The sequence below is a fragment of the Streptomyces sp. NPDC058880 genome, assembly GCF_042742535.1.
In the GTDB taxonomy this organism is placed as follows: Bacteria; Actinomycetota; Actinomycetes; order Streptomycetales; family Streptomycetaceae; genus Streptomyces.
In genome coordinates, this window is the sequence record NZ_JBHYMC010000021.1 from 78,045 (window position 1) to 97,388 (window position 19,344).

Consider the following 19,344-nt stretch of genomic DNA (forward strand, 5'->3'; position numbering starts at 1 on the left):
CCCGTGACCGTCCAGCGCACCGCACGTCCCCGGCACTACCTGATGTGCCGCCCGTCCCACTTCACCGTCGACTACCGCATCAACCCCTGGATGGACCCGGCCAAGCCGACCGACACCGACCTGGCCGTCCTGCAGTGGGAGCGGCTGTACGCCCTCTACCAGGAGCTCGGGCACACGGTCGAGCTGATCGACCCGCTCCCGGGGCTGCCCGACATGGTCTACTCGGCCAACGGTGCCACCGTGCTCGGCGACCGCGTCCTGATGGCCCGCTTCCGCCACCCCGAGCGCGCCGCCGAAGCCCCCGCGTACCAGGCCTGGTTCGAGGCCAACGGCTACGCCGAGGTGGTCGCCCCGGAGCACGTCAACGAGGGCGAAGGCGACTACCTGGTCGCCGGGTCCCGGATCCTGGCGGGCACCGGCTTCCGCACCGACCCGGGTTCGCACGCCGAGGCCGAGCGCGTGCTCGGCGCCCCGGTGGTGGGCCTGACCCTGGTCGACCCGCGCTTCTACCACCTGGACACCGCCCTCGCCGTGCTCGACGACGACGAGATCATGTACTTCCCCGGTGCCTTCTCCGCCGAGTCGCGGGCGGTGCTGCGCGCGCTGTACCCGGACGCGCTGCTGGCCACGGAGGAGGACGCCGAGGCCTTCGGTCTGAACGCGCTCTCCGACGGGCGCAACGTGCTGCTCGCCGAGGCCGCCCGCGGGCTCGCCGACCGGCTGGCCGAGCGCGGCTTCACGCCGATCGGCGTCGACCTGTCCGAGCTGTTCAAGGGCGGCGGCAGCGTCAAGTGCTGCACCCTGGAGCTCCGTCACGCCGCGCCGGCGCCGACCGCGGGCGGTGCCGCATGAGCCCGCACCCCACCGCAGCCGCCGGGGCCGTCCCCTTCGCCGGCGTCCTCGACTGGCTCATCGAGCCCGGCGCCCCGGCCACCGTCCGCGCCCCCGGGCTGACCGACGCGGCCGCAGCTCGGGACTGGCTCGCCGAGCACCGTACCGAACTGCGCGCCGGACTGGACCGGTTCGGCGCCGTGTACGTGAGCGGGCTGCCGGTCCGCAGCGTGGACGACTTCGCCGTCGTCCGCGACGAACTGGTCCGCCGGGCCACCCCGTACCGCGAGAAGGCCACGCCCCGCAGCGACTTCGGCTCGGGCGTCTTCTCCTCCACCGACCTGCCCGCCGCGCAGGCGATCCGTCCGCACAATGAGAACAGCTACACGCTGACCTTCCCCGGCCTGCTGCTCTTCGGCTGCCTGACCGCCCCCGAGGAGGGCGGCGCGACCCCCGTCACCGACTGCCGCGCGGTGTTGCGCTCGGTCCCCGCCGCGCTGGTCGAGCGGATGCGCTCCGCCGGCTGGGTCCTGACCCGCACCTACTCGGAGCACCTCTCGGTCGCCTGGCAATCCGCCTTCGGGGCCGGCGCCCGCGAGGAGGTCGAGGCGTACTGCGCCGAGAACGCCATCGCCTGCGCCTTCGACGACGCGGGCACGCTGCGCACCAGCCAGGTGCGCCCGGGCATCGTCCGCCACCCGCGGACCGGCGACGAGGTGTGGTTCAACCACATGGCGTTCTGGAACCGCTTCTCGCTGGACGAGGAGCTGCGTGAGGTCCTGCTGGACGAGCTCGGCCAAGACGGGCTGCCCTTCGACACGGGTCTGGGCGACGGCGTCCCGCTGACCGAGGCGGAACTGGCGGCCGTCAACGCCGCCTACGAGGGGGCCACCGTACGCCGTGCCTGGCAGCCGGGGGACCTGCTGATCGTCGACAACGTCCTGACCGCGCACGGCCGCGACCCCTTCCGCGGCGACCGGCGGATCGTCGTCGCCATGGGCGACCCGGTTGCGGTGGCGGACTGCGCCCCGACCGTCGCCCCGTGCGCCGGAACCGTGGCGGAGGTGTCCCGTGGCTGAGCCTCTGAACCTGGTGGAGCGGTTCATGGAGACCGTCCGGTGCTTCCCCGACCGGGCCGCGGTGCACGCCGCGGACGGTTCCCTGACCTTCGAGGAGCTGGCCGGACGCACGGCCCGCCTGGCGGCGGCGCTGCGCGCGTTCGGTGTCCGCCCGGGCGACCGGGTGGGCGTGAGCCTGCCCCGCGGCACGGGTTGGGCCGCGGTCCCGCTGGCGGTGTGGCGGGCCGGCGCGGCCTACGTCCCGCTGGACCCGGCGTACCCCGGGGAGCGGCTCGCGCACATTGCGGCCGACGCCGGGCTGCGTGCGGTGGTTGCGAGGGCCGGGGCCGTGTGGGCCGGGGGCCTGCCGGTCCTGGACCCGGAGACGGCCGCGGCGGACCCGGCGAACCCGGCGGACACGGGCACGGTCGTGCCGGCCGACGCGCTGCCGTCCGGCCGGGCCGGGCACCCGGCCACCGCCGCCTACGTCATCCACACCTCGGGCTCCAGCGGCCTGCCCAAGGGCGTGGAGGTCACGCACGGCAGCGTCGCCGCCCTCGTGGCGGGGCTGGAGGAGCGGGGCGTCTACCCGTCCGGCCACCGCGTGGTCGCCTGGAACGCCAGCCTGTCCTTCGACGCGTCCGTGCAGCAGTGGGTCCGTGTGTGCCGCGGGGACACCCTGGTCGTCCTGGACGACGAGGACCGCACGGAGCCTGCCCGGCTGGACGCGCTGCTGGACGCGCACGGCGTGACCGACCTCGACTGCACGCCCTCGCACTGGCAGCTGACCGGCCCGCGGCTGCGGCCCGGGCGTCCGCTGCGGCTGCTGCTGGGCGGCGAGCCGGTGCCGACGCCGATGTGGCGGGCGCTGGCCGAGGACCCGACCGTGGAGGGCTGGAACCTGTACGGCCCCACCGAGTGCACCGTCGACGCCACCGCGACCCGGATCACCGGCGACGACCCGCGCCTGGGCGAGCCGCTGCCCGGGGTCCGCGCCCACGTCCTCGACGAGCGGCTGCGGCCGGCCGCCACCGGCGAGCTCTACCTGTCGGGTCCCAGCGTGGCCGTCGGCTACGTCGGCCGGCCCGGCCTGACCGCGTCGCGGTTCGTCGCGGACCCCTTCGCCGCCGACGGCAGCCGGATGTACCGCACGGGCGACCTGGTGCGCCGACGGGCCGACGCCGGCCTGGAGTTCCTGCGCCGCACCGACCGGCAGCTCAAGGTCCGCGGCTTCCGGGTGGAGCCGGGCGAGCTGGAGGACCGGCTGCGCGACCACGCGGCGGTGGCGGCGGCCGTCGCCGTGGCCCGGACCGGGCCGGACGGCGACACCCTGCTCGCGGCGTACTGGGTCCCGGCGCCCGGGGCCCGGGCGACCGACGCCGAGCTGCGCCGGCACTGCGAGGCCGCCCTGCCCGCGTACTTCGTCCCGTCCGTCCTCGTCATGCTCGACGCGCTCCCGCTGACGCCGAACGGCAAGGTGGACACCGAGGCGCTGCCGCCGCTGCCGACGGCCGCCGCGGCCGCGTCGGAATCCTCCGGGCGCGCCCCCGAGGGCCCGCTGGAGGAGCTGATCGCGGGCGTGTGGGCCGAGGTCCTCGGCCGGGACGGCGTCGACGCGGACGCGAACTTCTTCGCGCTCGGCGGCCATTCGCTGCTGGCGCTGCGCGTGGTGTCCCGGCTGAAGAAGAACGCCGGGATCGCGCTGCGGACCACGGACGTCTACCGCTTCCCCGTCCTCGCAGAGCTGGCCCGGCACGCGCGGTCGGTGCACGCCCTCGCCGCCGGGGAGCTCGCGTGAGCGTCCTCGACACCACCGCGGTGCGTCTGAAGGAGGCCGCGGAGGGCGCGCCCACCCTGGTCTGCCTCGGCTTCTGTGGCGGCGGCACCGCCACCTTCCACGACTGGATCCCGGCCCTGCCGGACGGCGCCGGCCTGGTGGCCGTCTGCTATCCGGGGCGGGAGGGGCGGTTCGCCGAGGAGTTCGCCCGGACCTGGGACGAGCTCGCGACGGACGCCGCCGCCGGGGTCGCGGCGGTGGCCGGGCAGGGCCCGTACATCCTGTTCGGGCACAGCATGGGCGGCTGGATGGCCTTCGACGTCACCGTACGGCTCGCGGCCGCGGGTGCGCCCGCGCCGCGCGCCCTGGTCGTCTCCGCCTGCAACGCCCCGGACCGCGGCGTCACCGACCGGGACCGGTTCCTGGACCGGGGTCAGCACGACGACGAGTTGCTCGGCTGGATGCGCGCCCACGGCCTGCTGCCCGGGCACGTCCTCGACGAGCCCGAGCTGACCGAGATGGCCGTGGAGCTGATGCGGGCCGACCTGGCCGCCCGGGACACCTTCACCCACACCCCCGGCGCCCGGACCGCTGTCCCGCTCCAGGTGTTCTCCGGGGACGCGGACCCGGTCATCGGCGAGGACGTGGCGCCACGTTGGGCGGCGCTGACCGACGGACCGTTCCGCCACGACGTCCTGCCCGGCGGCCACTTCTACACCCCGGAGGTGTGGCGGGACCTGCCCGCTCGGATCGATTCCCTGACGACCGGGGCCGCTGCGGCCCCCACCCCCGTCCTCCCCACGTCCGCCGCCCCGCGAGGGACGGCGGCCCCATGAAGAACGGCAGCTCCATGACCTTCTCCCCCGCCTTCGGCATCAGCCACGTCGAGTCCTACGTCGCCGACCTCGCGTCGGCGGCCGCCGAGATGACCGGCCGCTTCGGCTTCCGCGCGGTCGCCCGCGCCGAGTCCGCCGACGCGGAGTCCCTGCTCCTGCGCCAGGGCCGGATCTCCCTCGTCCTGACCCAGGCCCGCTCGCCGCACCACCCGGGCGCCGCCTACGTCCTGGCCCACGGCGACGGCGTCGCCGACATCGCGCTGAGCGTGCCCGACGTGACCGCCGTCTTCGACGAGGCGGTCTCCCGCGGCGCGGTCCCGCTGGCCGTGCCGCGCCGGCACTCCGACGGCCGCACCCGGGCCGTGCTGGCCGGCTTCGGCGACGTCGTGCACACCCTCGTCGAGCCGGACCCGGCCGGGCTGCCCCCGGGCTTCACCCCGCTGCCGGACGCCGCCGAAGCGGACCCGGCGGGCGAACTCCTGGAGGAGTTGGACCACTTCGCGGTCTGCCTGCCCGCCGGGGAACTCACCAGGACCGTGGAGTTCTACACCCGCGTCCTCGGCTTCCGCATGATCTTCCAGGAGCTCATCCGGGTCGGCGCGCAGGCCATGGACTCCAAGGTGGTGCAGAGCGCCTCCGGCGAGGTCACGCTGACCCTGATCGAGCCCGACACCTCCCGGGAGCCGGGCCAGATCGACCGGTTCCTGGCCGAGCACGGCGGCGCGGGGGTCCAGCACATCGCCTTCGCCTCCCGGGACGTGGTCCGGGCGGTCGGGGCGCTGCGCGAGCGCGGCGTGACGTTCCTGAGCGTCCCCGACACGTACTACACGATGCTCGCGGACCGGCTCGACCTGACCCGGCACTCCACGCAGGAGCTCCAGCGCACCAGCGTCCTGGTCGACGAGGACCACGACGGGCAGCTCTTCCAGATCTTCACCCGCTCCACCCATCCGCGCCGCACCCTCTTCCACGAGGTGATCGAGCGGTTCGGCGCCCGCACCTTCGGCAACGGCAACATCAAGGCCCTGTACGAGGCCGTCGAGGCCGAGCGGCTGGGCGCCACAGAGGTCCTGCGGTGAGCGCCGGACACGACACCGCTCCGGTCCCGGTCCGGCTGGCGGACTTCGCCGGTCCCGCCCGCCGGGCCCTGCCGCCGGAGGTCTGGGACTTCATCGCGGGCGGCAGCGGCGAGGAGCTGACCATGGCCGCCAACCGGGCCGCCCTGGACCGGATCCGCCTCGTCCCCCGCGTCCTGTCGGGTTCCGGGGCCCTCGACACCTCGGCCGAACTCCCCGGCGGCCGGGCGGCCCTGCCCGTGGCGGTCGCGCCGATGGCCTACCAGCGGCTGCTCCACCCCGAGGGCGAGCTGGCCACGGCCCGCGCGGCGGCGGCCGCCGGGGTGCCGTTCACCCTGAGCACGCTGAGCAGCGTGCCGGTGGAGGAGGTCACCGCGCTGGGCGGGACCACCTGGTTCCAGCTGTACTGCCAGCGGGACCCCGGGCTCACCGCCGAACTGGTGCGGCGCGCCGAGCACGCGGGCTGTGCCGCGGTGATGGTCACGGTCGACGTCCCCTCGATGGGCCGGCGCCTGCGCGACCTGCGCAACGGCTTCGCCCTGCCGGCGGGCGTGGCGGCCGCACACCTCGACCCGGCCACCACCCGCCGGGCCGGCGAACGCCGGGCCGGCACGTGCGCGGTGGCGGAGCACACCGCCGAGTCCTTCGCCCGCACCCTGGGCTGGGACGACCTGGCCCGGTTGCGGGAACAGACCGGACTGCCCCTGATCGTCAAGGGGATCCTCGATCCGGGTGACGCCGCGACCGCGGCAGCCGCCGGTGCGGACGCCGTCGTCGTCTCCAACCACGGCGGCCGCCAGCTCGACGGCGCGGTCGCCAGCGCGGACATGCTGTCCGCGGTCCGGGACGCGGTCCCGCCGCCCTGCCGGCTGCTGCTGGACAGCGGGATCCGCAGCGGTACCGACGTCCTCAAGGCCCTGGCGCTCGGCGCGGACGGGGTGCTGCTGGGCCGGCCCGTCCTGTGGGGTCTGGCTGCGGACGGCGCGGCGGGCGTGTCCCGGGTGCTGGAGCTGGTGGCTGCCGAACTGCGCTCCGCCATGGAGCTGTCGGGCTGCGGCACCCCCGCCGACGCCCCCTGGCTGACGGCGCTGGGGGCGGGCCGGTGACCCCCGCTGCCGTGGCCCTGGACCGGGCCGATCTGCACGCGTCCCTCGCGGACCCCGCACTGCTGTCCATGACCTTCCTCAACGAGATCGCGGGACGGTTCCCCGAGGCGGTCTCCTTCGCCCCCGGGCGGCCGACGGAGGACTTCTTCGACCCGTCCGACCTGCACCGTTACCTCGACACGTACATCCAGCACCTCACCTCGGACAAGGGCTACGACGCGGCCGGGGTGCGGCGGGAGCTGTTCCAGTACGGCCGCACCAAGGGCGTCGTGCACGAGCTGATCGCCCATCACCTCGAACGGGACGAGGGCATCGTCTGCGCCCCGGAGGCCGTCCTGGTCACGGTGGGCGCGCAGGAGGCGCTGTGGCTCGTGCTGCGTGCCCTGAAGGCCGGCCCGCGGGACGTGGTGCTGGCCCTGGACCCGACGTACGTCGGGCTGACCGGCGCGGCCCGGCTACTGGACCTCCCGGTGCGGTCGGTGCCCGAGGGCCCCCGCGGGGTGCGTCCGGAGCAGGTACGCGAGCGGATCCGCGAGGTCCGCGCGGCCGGGGAGCGGCCCCGGGCGCTGTACCTGGTACCGGACTTCTCCAACCCGAGCGGCCACTCCCTGGGGACACAGTCGCGCCGCGCGCTGCTGGAGGTCGCCGAGCAGGAGGACATACTGCTGCTGGAGGACAACCCGTACGGGTACTTCCGGATGACGGTCGGCTCCCGGCCTCCGACGTTGAAGGCCCTCGACACCGGGCAGCGGGTCGTCTACCTGGGCTCGCTGGCCAAGACCTGCTTCCCCGGCGCCCGGGTGGGCTTCGCCGTCGCGGACCAGCGGGTGACCGGGGCGGGCGGCCCGGCGCTGCTGGCCGACGAGCTGGCCCGGGCCAAGAGCATGCTGACCGTCAACACCCCGCCGGTGACGCAGGCGCTGGTCGGCGGCATGCTGCTGGAGCACGACGGCAGCCTGTTGGAGGCCAACCGCCGCCAGATCGAGGTCTACCGGCGCAACCTGCGCGCCCTGCTGGACGGGCTGCACCAGCGGTTCGCCGGGGTGCCCGGGGTGTGGTGGATCGCCCCCGCGGGCGGCTTCTTCGTCGTTCTCGACGTGCCGTTCGAGGTGACGGACGCCCTGGTCGAGGAGGCCGCCGTCCGGCACGGGGTGCTCTTCACGCCGATGCGCCACTTCAGCGACCACGAGCGGGCCCGGCGCCAACTGCGGCTTTCGTGCAGCTCCTTGGATCCCGCCGTGATCGAGGACGGGCTCGACCGGCTGGCGGCGCTGGTCGACGAGCAGGGCGCGGCATCGCGTGACTGAGCCCCTCGCCCCGCCCGCACCCCTCCCTGCCCTCCCCGCACCCACCCCAGAAGGGACGTCCATGCACGCCGACGAGGCGCACGGACCACGGCATTCGCTCGTCCGGACCCTGATCCGCGCCGTCCGGCGCGACCCCGCGGCGGTCGCCGTCGTCGACGGCGGCGTCGCCCACACCTACGGCGAACTCGACAGCCGCTCCGCCGACATCGCGGGCGGGCTCGCCGCCCGGGGCCTGGGACCCGACGACGTGGTCGCCGTCCACGGCGCACGGTCCTGGGAGCGGTGCGCCGCCGTGCTCGGCGCCTGGCGGGCGGGGGTGGGCGTGGTCTGCGTGGACCCGGGCATGCCCGCGCCGCGGGCCGCCCGGATCGCCCGACACTGCGCCCTGCTGGTCCGTCCCGACCACACCGCGCCGACCGGGCTCGGCCCCGCCGAGGTCGCCTTCGGCGAGCTGCGCGGCGCCCCGCTGGAGGAGCTGCGCGAGGGAATCCTCGGGTACGTCATTCCCACCTCCGGATCGACCGGTGAGCCCAAGTCGGTGGCCGTGGCGTCCTCGGTGCTGGCCGCGCTCGGCGACTGGCACGTACGGAACTGGGCCCACGACCGCCCGCCGCACACCCTCCAGGCGGCTTCCATCGGCTTCGACGTGGGCTATGAGGAGATCGTCGCCACCTGGCTGGCCGGGGCCGCGCTGGTCGTGGTCTCCGACGAGGAACGCCAGGACCCCTTCGCGCTGATGGACGTGATCCGCGCACACCGGGTCGCCCGGCTGTTCCTGCCGGTGGTGGGGCTGCACGCGCTGGCCACGGCCGCCGTGTTCGAACCGGGCGCGATGCCCGACCTGCGGGAGATCGCGGTCGCGGGCGAGCGCCTGGTCGTCAACTCCGAGGTGCGGGAGTTCTGCGCGGCCGCCGGGGTCGCGCTGGTCAACGAGTACGGGCCCAGCGAGACCCACGTGGTCACGCAGTACCGGCTGGACCCCCGGGAGGCCGCTTCCTGGCCCGAGCACCCGCCGATCGGCTGCGCCGTCGCCGGCGCGGAGCTGCTGCGCGAGGCGGACGGCGGGCTGCGGCCGTTCGCGGCGGGCGAGGAGGCGGAGCTGGTCGTCGGCGGGGGCAGTGTCGGCCTCGGCTACCTGGGCGACCCGGAGCTGACGGCGACCCGCTTCCGGACCCTGCCGCACCGCGACGGGATCCCGCGCCGTACGTACGCCACGGGGGACCTCGTCCGGTTCGACGGGGCGGACTTCCACTTCGTGGCCCGGGTCGACGACCAGCTCAAGGTGAGCGGGTACCGGGTCGAGCCCGGCGAGGTCGAGGCGGTCCTGGGCGCGGTCCCGGGGGTCCGCCGGGCCGTGGTGGTGGCGGTGGAGGTCGCGGGCTCGCGCCGACTCGCGGCCGTGTGGACCCGGACGGGGGCAGACGGCCCCGGGCCCGAGGAACTGGCCGCGGCGTGCGCGGCGCAGCTGCCGGCGTACATGGTGCCCCGGCACTTCCGGCCGGTGGCGGAGCTGCCGGTGACCGCCAACGGAAAGGTCGACCGGGCCGCCCTGCGGGCGCTGTTCGCCCCGGCCCGCACCGCCGTCTGACAACCCGCGCAGGCCCCGAGGGCCTGTGGAGAGCGAGAACGAGGAAGACCATGAGGGGAATCGACGTGACCGAGGCGGAGCAGATCCTGTGCGGTGTCCTGGCGGACCTGTTCGGAATCCGGGAGGTCGGCCCGCAGGACGGCTTCGTCCGGCTCGGTGGTGACAGCATCATCGCCGTGCAGGTGGTCGGCGCGGCCCGCCGGGCCGGGCTGCGCATCACCGTCCGGGACGTGCTGACCCTGCCGGACGTGGCGGCCCTGGCCGACGCCGCCCGGCCGCTGGCCCGGTCCGCCCGGTCGGGCGACGACGGCGTCGGGCCGGTCCGGCCGACGCCGGTCATGCACTGGCTCGACGAGCGGGGCGGGCCGGCCGACCGCTACTACCAGTACCTGGTGGTGCGGACCCCGGCCGGGCTGACCGGACAGGGCGCGGCCGAGGTGCTCCAGGCAATCCTGGACCGGCACGACATGCTGCGCGTGATCCGGGACGGCTCCGGCTGGCGGACCCGCCCGGCCGGGTCGGTGCCCGCCGCCCCGTGCCTGCGCCGGGTACCGACGGAGGGCCGCCAGGCCACCGCCGAGGAGGTCGGTCGGGAGGTGCACGCGGCCCGTGACCGGCTCTCGGCCGGCGGCGGGGTGATCGTGCAGGCGGTCTGGTTCGACGCCGGGGCCGGGCTGCCCGGGGCGCTGGCCCTGATCGTCAACCACGTGGTCGTGGACGGGATCTCCTGGCGGGTGCTGACCGGCGACCTCGCCCGGGCCTGGGAGGCTGTCGCCGCCGGGCGGGCCGCCGCCGGCGCCCTCGAACCGGTGGCCACCTCGTTCCGCCGCTGGTCCGAGCTGCTCACCGCGGAGGCGGCCGGGGAGCGGACCGCTGCCGAAGCCGCGTACTGGCGCGGTGTGGTGCGGCCGGGTGCGGGCATCGCGGGCCGCCGCCCGCTGGACCCGGCCCGCGACCACGAGGACCGCGCCGGGCACCTCGCCCTGAGCCTGCCCGCGGCGACGGCCGGGCCGCTGCTGACGTCGGTGGCCGACCGGCTGGGCGCAGACGCCAACGAGGTGCTGCTGGCCGGGCTCTCCCTGGCCCTGGCCCGGTGGCGGCCCTGCGGCCCGGAGGCCCTGGTGGAGCTGGAGGGCCACGGCCGGGAGGACATCGGCGCCGAAGCGGACCTCTCCCGCACGGTCGGCTGGTTCACCACCCTCTTTCCCACCCGTTTCGCCCTGGACGGCCTGGGTGCGGCGGACGCCGAGAACGGCGGACCCACCGCCGGAGAGGCGCTGCGGCGGGTCCGGGAGCAGCTGCGGGCGATCCCGCGCAAGGGCATCGGGTACGGCCTGCTGCGCCACCTCGACCCGGTCGTCGGCAAGGAGCTCGCCGCGGCGGAGCCCGCGGGCATCGGTTTCAACTACCTCGGCCGGCTGGGCGGTCCGGCCGACGCCGACTGGCAGCTGCTGCCCGCCCACGGGGCCCGGCTCGACGCCCCGGGCCCCGGCATGCCGATGGCGCACGCCGTCGAGGTGAACGCCTTCGTCCTGGAGTCGGCGGACGGGCCCGTCCTGCACGCCGACTGGGCCTGGGCCGAGGGCGTCCACGACGAGGCGGAGGTCCGGGCGCTGGCCGACGGCTGGTTCCGGATGCTCGGCGCCCTCGTCGTCCACGCCGACCGCACCGGTCCCGCGGCCGCGTCCACGGTCCCGCCCGCCGCCGGCCTGACGCTCGGCGCGATCGGCCAGGACGAACTGGACGACCTCGCGGCCTCGCTCGGCCTCCTCTGACCCCGACCGGTCCGCACCTGCGCACCTGCGCACCTCCGCACCTCCGCCGCTCTTCGACGGTCTCCCAGAAAGCGACATCAGCCATGAACACCAGCCGGCCGGCCATCGAGGACGTCCTGCCCCTCTCCCCGCTGCAGGAGGGCATGCTCTTCCACTCCGGGTACGACGAGGACTCCAAGCACCTCTACATCGCCCAGTTCACCGTCGACCTGGACGGGACGCTCGACGCGGGACGGCTGCGCCGGGCCGCCGGGGAGCTGCTGCGCCGCCACGCCAACCTGCGGGTGGTCCTCACCCACCGCAAGAACGGCGATCCCGTCCAGGTGGTGCGCCGGGACATGGAGCCGGCCTGGCGGGAGCACGACCTCGGCGATCTGCCCGCCGGTGCGGCCGAGGTGCGGACCGCGGAACTGACGGAGGAGGACTGGGCACAGGGCGTCGACAGCCGCCGGCCGCCGCTGCTGCGGTTCACGCTGCTGCGGCTGGCGGACGACCGACACCGGCTCCTGGTGACCGCCCACCACATCCTGCTGGACGGCTGGTCGTTCGGGCTGCTCTTCCGCGAGCTGTTCACCCTGTACACGGGTGGCCGGCTTGAGCCGGTGCGGCCCTACCGGGACTACCTGGCGCACCTCGCGGGCTGCGACCGGCCCGCCGCCGAGGAGGCCTGGCGCACCGCCCTGGCCGGTCTCGACGCACCCGGCCGGATCGCGGAGGGCGCCGGCCGGGTCTCCCCCGGCGCCACCCCCGAGGACGTGGTGGTGCGGTTGGACGAGGAGCGGACGGCGGCACTGACCGCGCGGGCCCGGGCGTGCGGGCTGCTGCTGACCAGCGTGGTCCAGGGGGCCTGGGCGACGCTCATGGCCCGCGCCACCGGGCAGGACGACGTGGTCTTCGGTCTCACGGTCAGCGGCCGCCCCGCCGAACTGCCGGGTGCGGAGCGGATGATCGGCATGCTGATCAACACCGTGCCCGTGCGGGCCCGGATCGACGCGGCCGCCCCGCTGCGCCGGGTCTGCGCGGAGCTCCAGCGCGAGCGGGCCGAGCTGGCGAGCCACGACCACCTGGGGCTGACGGAGATCCAGAAGCTGGCCGGTTCCCCGTCCGCGCTCTTCGACACGAATCTGGTCTTCGAGAACTTCCCGATGAGCGACTACGCACTGGACCTGCCCGGCTTCGGCCTGGAGGCACGGATCCGGTTCCGGGACACCACGCACTTCCCGCTCACCCTGGTGGTCGAGCCGGGCGCGGCGCTCGGGCTGCGGCTGAGCCACCACCCCGGGCTCGTCGGCACCGAGCGGGTGCGGGAGCTGGGCGAGCGGCTGGTGCGGCTGCTGGAGCGGTGGACGGCCGACCCGGACGCGCCGGTGGCGGTCCTGGACGCGCTGACAGCGGCCGAGCGCCACCGGGTCCTGGCCGAGTGGAACGACACCGCGGCCGCCCTCCCGGAGTCGACGCTGACCGCGCTGCTCGCGGAGCAGGCCGCCCGGACCCCGGACGCCACCGCCGTCGTCTTCGAGGGCGAGTCCCTGACCTACCGGGCGTTGGACGAGCGGGCGGGCCGCCTCGCGGACGTGCTCGCGTCCCTTGGGATCGGACCGGAGAGCCTGGTCGCGGTCGCCGTGCCGCGCTCCCTCGACCTGATGGTCGCCCTGTGCGGGGTGCTGAAGGCGGGCGCCGCCTACCTGCCCGTCGACCCGGGCCAGCCCGAGGAGCGCAACCTCCAGATCATGGCTGACGCCGCCCCGGCGCTGGTGCTGAGCACCGGATGGGAGGCGCCGGGAACGCCCACGCTGCGGCTGGACGCCCCACTCCCCGCGGCGGACCGCGCACCGCGGCCGGTGGTCCTGCCCGACCACCCGGCGTACGCGATCTTCACCTCCGGTTCCACCGGCCGCCCCAAGGGCGCGCTGGTCCCGCACCGGGCCATCGTCAACCGGCTGGCGTGGATGCAGCGGGAGTACGGGCTGGGGGCCGGGGACCGGGTGCTGCAGAAGACGCCGAGCGGTTTCGACGTCTCGGTGTGGGAGTTCTTCTGGCCGCTGCTGACCGGGGCGACGCTCGTGGTCGCGAAGCCCGGCGGCCACCAGGACCCCGCCTACCTGGCCGACCTGATCGCCCGGGAGTCCGTCACCACCGCGCACTTCGTGCCGTCCATGCTCGACGTGTTCCTGCGGGAGCCCGCCGCGGCGGGTGCCCGCTCGCTGCGCCGGGTGATCGCCAGTGGCGAGGCACTGCCCCCGCACACCCAGGACGCCTTCTTCCGGGTCCTGCCCGGCGCGGAACTGCACAACCTGTACGGCCCGACCGAGGCCGCGGTCGACGTCACGCTCTGGCCCTGCCGGGCCGGGGACGCCACCGTCCCGATCGGACGGCCCGCCGCCAACACCCGTACCTACGTCTTGGACGGCCGGCTCGCCCCGGTGGCGCCCGGCACCGCCGGCGAGCTGTACCTGGCCGGTGTGCAGCTGGCCCGCGGCTACCTGGGCCGGCCCGGGCTCACCGCCGACCGGTTCGTGGCCTGCCCCTTCGAGCCGGGGGACCGCATGTACCGCACGGGCGACCTGGTGCGCTGGCGGGCCGACGGCGTCCTGGAGTACCTGGGCCGCACCGACGACCAGGTCAAGATCCGCGGCTTCCGCATCGAACCGGGCGAGGTCCGCAACGCCGCCGCGGGCTGCACCGGCGTCTCGCACGCGGCGGTCGTCGTCCGCGAGGATCGCCCGGGCGATCCCCGGCTCGTGGCGTACGTGGTGCCCCGCCCGGGCACCGCGCCGACCCCCGCCGGGGTGCGCGGCGAGCTCGCCGCCGCGCTGCCCGAGCACATGGTCCCGGCCGTGGTCGTGCTGGACGAGCTGCCGGTGACGCCGAACGGCAAGCTCGACCGGCGGGCCCTGCCGGCCCCCGCCCTGCGCACCGGCGGCCGCGGCGGCCGCGGCGGCCGCACCGAGCGGGAGCGCATCCTGACGGGTCTGTTCGCGTCGGTGCTGGGCCTGCCCGAGGTGGGCGCCGACGACGACTTCTTCGAGCTGGGCGGCCATTCCCTGCTGGCGATGCGGCTGGTGGCGCAGGTGCGCGGGGCGTTCGGCGCAGAATTGGGCATCCGTGAGGTGTTCACCGCCCGCACGCCGGCCGCACTCGCCGCGCTGGTCGACGGCGCGGACCGGGCCCGTCCCGCGTTGCGGCCGCAGGCGCGCCCGGAGCGGCTGCCGCTCTCCCCGGCGCAGCGCCGGGTGTGGTTCCTGGACCGGCTCGAAGGGTCGAACCCGGCCTACCACAGCGCGGTCGCCCTCCGGCTCGACGGTCGGCTGGACGTGGCGGCGCTGCGCGGGGCGCTGGCCGACCTGGCCGAGCGGCACGAGATCCTGCGCACCATCCACCCGGACGTCGACGGCGAGCCCCGCCAGGTCGTCCTGCCCCCGGCCCCACCGGCCCTGGAGGTCCTCGATGCGAGCGGCGGCGCCGGGACGGCCGCTCTGGTCGCCGAGGTCGCGGGCCGCCCCTTCGACCTGGCGGCGCAGGCCCCGCTGCGGGCCGCGCTGCTGGCCTGCGGGCCGCGGGAGCACACCCTGGTGCTGGCCCTGCACCACATCGCCACCGACGGCGAGTCCTGGGGGCCGCTGCTGGACGACCTGGCGCACGCCTACGCGGCCCGTACCGGCGCGGGTTCGGGCCGGCGAGCCCCGCTGGCCGTGCAGTACGCGGACTACACCCTGTGGCAGCGCGCCCTGCTGGACGACGTAGCCGAGGAGCAGCTGGCCCACTGGCGCACCGTGCTGGCCGGGCTGCCCGAGGAGCCCGCGCTGCCCACCGACCGTCCCCGGCCCGCGGTCGCCGACCCGGCGGGCGCCGCCTTCGGCTTCGATCTGGACGCGGCGCTGACCGCGCAGCTGGCGGCGCTGGCCCGGGCGCACGGGTGCACCGTCTTCATGGTGCTCCAGTCGGCTCTGGCGGTGGTGCTGTCCCGGCTCGGGGCGGGCACCGACGTGCCGATCGGGACGGTCGTCGCGGGCCGCACCGACGAGGCCCTGGACGAGCTGGTCGGCTTCTTCGTCAACACCCTGGTCCTGCGCACCGATGTCTCCGGCGATCCGACCTTCGCCGAACTCCTGGAGCGGGTCCGGGACACCGACCTGGCCGCCTTCGCCCATCAGGACGTCCCCTTCGAGCAGGTCGTCGAGGCCGTCAACCCGCGCCGCTCCCTCTCCCACCACCCGCTGTTCCAGGTGGCGCTGGCGATGCGCCCGGCGACCGGAACGGCCGCTCTCGACCTCCCCGGGCTGACCGCGGAAGCCGAGGAGGTCGACGTACCGGAGGCCGAGTTCGAGCTGGCGCTGCAGTTCACCGAGGCGGGCTCGCCGGGCGAGGGCCTGCGCGCCGTCGCCAAATACCGTACGGGCCTGTTCGACGAGGCCACCGTCCGCGCCCTCGTGGGGCGGCTGCGGGCGGTCCTGCAGGCGGCGGTGCGGGCGCCGCGCGGTCCGATCTCGGCACTGGAGGTCCTGCTGGAGCAGGAGCGCGGGCAGCTGCTCGGCGGCTGGCTGCCGGAGGGGCCGCAGCAGGCCGCGGCGGGCTCCGTGCACGAGGAGTTCTCCCGCCGGGCCCGCCTGCACCCGGACGCGGTGGCCCTCTTCTCGGGCCCGGACGAGATCACGTACGGGGAGCTGGACCGGCGGGCGGACCGGCTGGCCCGGCGGCTGGCCGGGTACGGGGTCGGCACCGAGACCCCGGTCGGCGTGCTGATGGCCCGCTCCCCCGAGGTCGTCGTCGCGATGCTGGCCGTCCTGAAGGCGGGCGGGGCGTACGTGCCGCTGCACACCGGGTACCCGGCCGCGCGCATGCAGAGGATCCTGTCCGATGCGGGCTGCTCCGTCCTGCTGGTCGACGAGGCCTTCGCCCCGCTCGGCCTGGAGTGCGCCCGCACGGTCCTGGTCACGGCGGCGGACACCGCCGGGGCGGACGCGCGGGACGCGGAGTTCACGGCCGCGTCGTGCCCGCCCGGGCAGCTCGCCTACCTGATGCACACCTCGGGCTCGACCGGCGAGCCCAAGGGCGTCGCCGTCACCCACCGGGACGTCCTGGCCCTGGTGGCCGACCGGGGCTGGCACACCCGGGGTGCCGAGCGCGTCCTGTTCCACGCGCCGCACGCGTTCGACATCGCCGACTACGAGCTGTGGGTGGCGCTGCTGTCGGGTTGGCAGGTCGTCGTCGCCCCCGAGGGCGAGCCCACGGCCGCCGCGCTGGGCGCCCTGATCCGCGGGGCGGGCGTCACCGCCGTGCACCTGACGGCCGGTCTGTTCCGGGTGGTCGCCGAGGAGGACCCGGGCCTGCTGGCCGGCGTCCGCGAGGTGCTGACCGGCGGCGACGTCGTCAGCCCCGCCGCGGTCCGGGCCGTGCTGGCCGCCTGCCCGGACACCGTGGTCCGCCACCTGTACGGGCCCACCGAGGCGACCCTGTGCGCGACCAGCCACCTGATCGCCGGCGCCTCGGACGCCGACGGCCCGGTGCCGATCGGCCGCCCCCTGGACGGGACCCGTGCGTACGTGCTGGACGAGCGGCTGCGGCTGGTGCCGCCGGGCACCCCGGGCGAGCTGTACCTGGCCGGTGCCGGAGTCGCGCGCGGCTACCAGCGGCGGCCCGCGGCCACCGCCGAGCGGTTCGTCGCCGATCCGTTCGGCGCGCCCGCCACCCGCATGTACCGCACCGGCGACCGCGCCCGGTGGCGGGCCGACGGGCTGTTGGAGTTCCTCGGCCGGTCCGACGAGCAGGTGAAGGTCCGCGGCTTCCGCGTGGAGCCCGGTGAGGTCGAGGCCGCGCTGGCCGCATGCCCGGGGGTCCGCCAGGCCGTGGTCGCCGTACGGGCCGCCGCGGACGGTGAGAAGCGGCTGGCCGGTTACGTGGTCGGGGAGGTGTCCGGGCCCGCGGTGCGACGCCGGCTGGAGCGGCTGCTGCCGGACTACATGCTGCCCTCGTACGTCCTGGTCCTGGACGCGCTGCCGCTGACCCCCAACGGCAAGGTGGACTACCGGGCCCTGCCCGAGCCCGCGCTGCCCGCTTCCGGCGGACGTGCCCCCCGTACCCCCCGGGAGGAGATCCTGGCCGGGCTCTTCGCCGAGGTGCTCGGCCTCGACGCGGTCGCCGCCGACGCCGGCTTCTTCGACCTGGGCGGCCACTCGCTGCTGGCGACCCGGCTGGTCAGCCGGATCCGTACGGCCCTCGGGGTCGAGCTGGCGCTGCGCGACGTCTTCCGCGCGCAGACCGTGGCCGCCCTCGCGGAGCTGGCCGGGAGCGCCGACCGGGCGCGGCCGCCGCTGCGCCGTGCGGAGCCGGGGCAGGGCGCGCCGCTGTCCCCGGCGCAGCACCGCCTGTGGTTCGCGCATCAGGCAGAGGGCCCGTCCGGCCACCACAACGTGCCCTTCGCCTACCGGTTGAGCGGTCCGCTGGACGCGCCGGCGCTGCGTGCGGCGCTGGGCGACGTGGTGGCCCGGCACGAGGTGCTGCGGACCGTCTTCGACGAGTGCGGGGGCGAGCCGGTGGTCCGGCTGCTGGAGGGCGCGGCCGCCGAGGTGCCGCTGGAGGTCCTCGCGGTCACGGAGGCCGGTGCCGTCGCGGACGCGGTCCGGGAGGTGACGGGGCACTGGTTCGACATCGCGGTCGAACTCCCGCTGCGGGCCCGGTTGCTGGAGCTGGGGCGACAGGAGTGGGTGCTCGTGCTCGTGGTGCACCACATCGCCACCGACGGCTGGTCCTGGGGGCCACTGCTGACCGACCTGGCCACCGCCTACGCCGCCCGGTGCGCGGGCACGGCGCCCGCCTTCGAGCCGCTGCCCGTGCAGTACCGGGACCACACCGTCTGGCAGCGGTCCGTGCTCGGCACGCCGGGCGCCCCGGACGCGCTGATCACCCGCCAGCTCGAATTCTGGGTCGAGGAACTGGCCGGCACCCCGGCCGAGCTCGCCCTGCCCTACGACCGGCCCCGCCCGGACGTGGCGAGCTTCGCGGGCGGCTCGGTCCCCCTGGAGCTGGACGCGCAGCTGCACGGACGACTGCTCGAACTGGCCCGGCAGCACGGCTGCACCCTCTTCATGGTCCTCCAAGCCGGCCTGTCCGTCCTCCTGTCCCGCCTCGGAGCCGGCACCGACATCCCCATCGGAACCGTCGTCGCCGGCCGCACGGACGAAGCACTCGACGACCTCGTCGGCTTCTTCGTCAACACCCTCGTCCTGCGCACCGACCTCTCCGGCGACCCGACCTTCACCGACCTCCTAGAGCGGGTGCGGGAGACCGACCTCGCCGCCTACGCCCACCAGGAGGTGCCCTTCGAGCAGGTCGTCCTGGGGGTGAACCCGGAGCGGTCCCTCGCCCGGCACCCGCTCTTCCAGGTGCTGCTCCAGGTCCAGAACGAGCCGCCCGCCCTGCCCCGCCTGACGGGCCTCACGGCCCGGCCGCACCCTGTCGAGTGGGCGGTGTCCAAGTTCGACCTCGGCGTGGACCTCGGGGAGCGGCGCGCCGCCGACGGCACCCCGCTGGGCCTCACCGGCGAACTCACCTACGCCAGCGAGCTGTTCGACCGGACGAGCGCGGAACGGCTGGCGGCGGACCTGGCCCTGGTGCTGCGCGGTCTCGCGGCCGCCCCGGACCGGGCGGTCGGATCGGTCGACGGCCCGGCTCCGCACACGGCCGCCCCCGCCGCGCCCGAGCCGGCCGAGGACCCGGGCGGCAGCACCGAGGACCGTGTCCGCGCCCTGTACGCCGAGGTCCTGGGCCGGAACGAGGTCGGCCCGGACGACAACTTCTTCGCCCTGGGCGGCCACTCCCTCCTCGTCACCCGGCTGATCAGCCGGATCCGGGCCGATCTCGGCCGGGAGCTGAAGATCCGCCAGCTCTTCCAGCACCCGACCCCGGCCCGCACCGCCGCCCTGCTCACCGACGCGCCGAAGGCCCGTCCCACGCTCCGGCGCACCGCCGATGCCTGAGCCGACTCCCCGCC

10 protein-coding genes are annotated in these 19,344 nt (G+C 75.8%); all 10 read left to right on the top strand.

Annotated features, from left to right (window positions below):
- Positions 1-3 precede the first annotated feature (3 nt).
- The 10 genes from ddaH (at position 4) to ACFW2G_RS15345 (ending at position 19,330) form a co-directional block, all read left to right on the top strand.
- Positions 4-852 carry a dimethylargininase gene (gene ddaH / locus ACFW2G_RS15300; protein ID WP_384447598.1) on the top strand — a complete coding sequence of 283 codons (849 nt, stop codon included), beginning with the start codon at positions 4-6 and terminating at the stop codon, positions 850-852.
- Positions 849-1,910 carry a TauD/TfdA family dioxygenase gene (locus ACFW2G_RS15305; protein WP_384580821.1) on the top strand — a complete coding sequence of 354 codons (1,062 nt, stop codon included), beginning with the start codon at positions 849-851 and terminating at the stop codon, positions 1,908-1,910. The genes ddaH and ACFW2G_RS15305 overlap by 4 nt, the downstream gene beginning before the upstream one ends.
- Positions 1,903-3,687, top strand: coding sequence for an amino acid adenylation domain-containing protein (locus ACFW2G_RS15310; protein ID WP_384447592.1), 1,785 nt, complete (start codon positions 1,903-1,905; stop codon positions 3,685-3,687). Before ACFW2G_RS15305 ends, ACFW2G_RS15310 begins: the two co-directional genes overlap by 8 nt.
- Complete coding sequence (locus ACFW2G_RS15315; protein ID WP_063890540.1) at positions 3,684-4,502, top strand: thioesterase II family protein; 819 nt, start codon at positions 3,684-3,686, stop codon at positions 4,500-4,502. Before ACFW2G_RS15310 ends, ACFW2G_RS15315 begins: the two co-directional genes overlap by 4 nt.
- A complete protein-coding gene (gene hppD, locus ACFW2G_RS15320) occupies positions 4,499-5,581 on the top strand; it encodes a 4-hydroxyphenylpyruvate dioxygenase (RefSeq protein ID WP_384447588.1) in 1,083 nt (360 codons plus the stop codon). Before ACFW2G_RS15315 ends, hppD begins: the two co-directional genes overlap by 4 nt.
- Positions 5,578-6,684: an alpha-hydroxy acid oxidase gene (locus tag ACFW2G_RS15325; protein ID WP_384580823.1), complete on the top strand. Its 1,107-nt coding sequence runs from the start codon at positions 5,578-5,580 to the stop codon at positions 6,682-6,684. The genes hppD and ACFW2G_RS15325 overlap by 4 nt, the downstream gene beginning before the upstream one ends.
- Positions 6,681-7,991 (top strand): PLP-dependent aminotransferase family protein, encoded by a 1,311-nt coding sequence (locus ACFW2G_RS15330; RefSeq protein WP_384580825.1) that lies wholly within the window; start codon positions 6,681-6,683, stop codon positions 7,989-7,991. The genes ACFW2G_RS15325 and ACFW2G_RS15330 overlap by 4 nt, the downstream gene beginning before the upstream one ends.
- A gap of 61 nt (positions 7,992-8,052) precedes the next feature.
- Entirely contained in the window at positions 8,053-9,579 is a 1,527-nt protein-coding gene (locus tag ACFW2G_RS15335; protein WP_384580827.1) for an AMP-binding protein, read from the top strand.
- A 50-nt stretch (positions 9,580-9,629) separates the two neighbouring features.
- Positions 9,630-11,354, top strand: coding sequence for a condensation domain-containing protein (locus ACFW2G_RS15340; RefSeq protein ID WP_384580829.1), 1,725 nt, complete (start codon positions 9,630-9,632; stop codon positions 11,352-11,354).
- Between the two features lie 83 nt (positions 11,355-11,437).
- Positions 11,438-19,330, top strand: a complete 7,893-nt coding sequence (locus ACFW2G_RS15345; RefSeq protein WP_384580831.1) for an amino acid adenylation domain-containing protein — start codon at positions 11,438-11,440, stop codon at positions 19,328-19,330.
- The last annotated feature ends 14 nt before the right edge of the window (positions 19,331-19,344 follow it).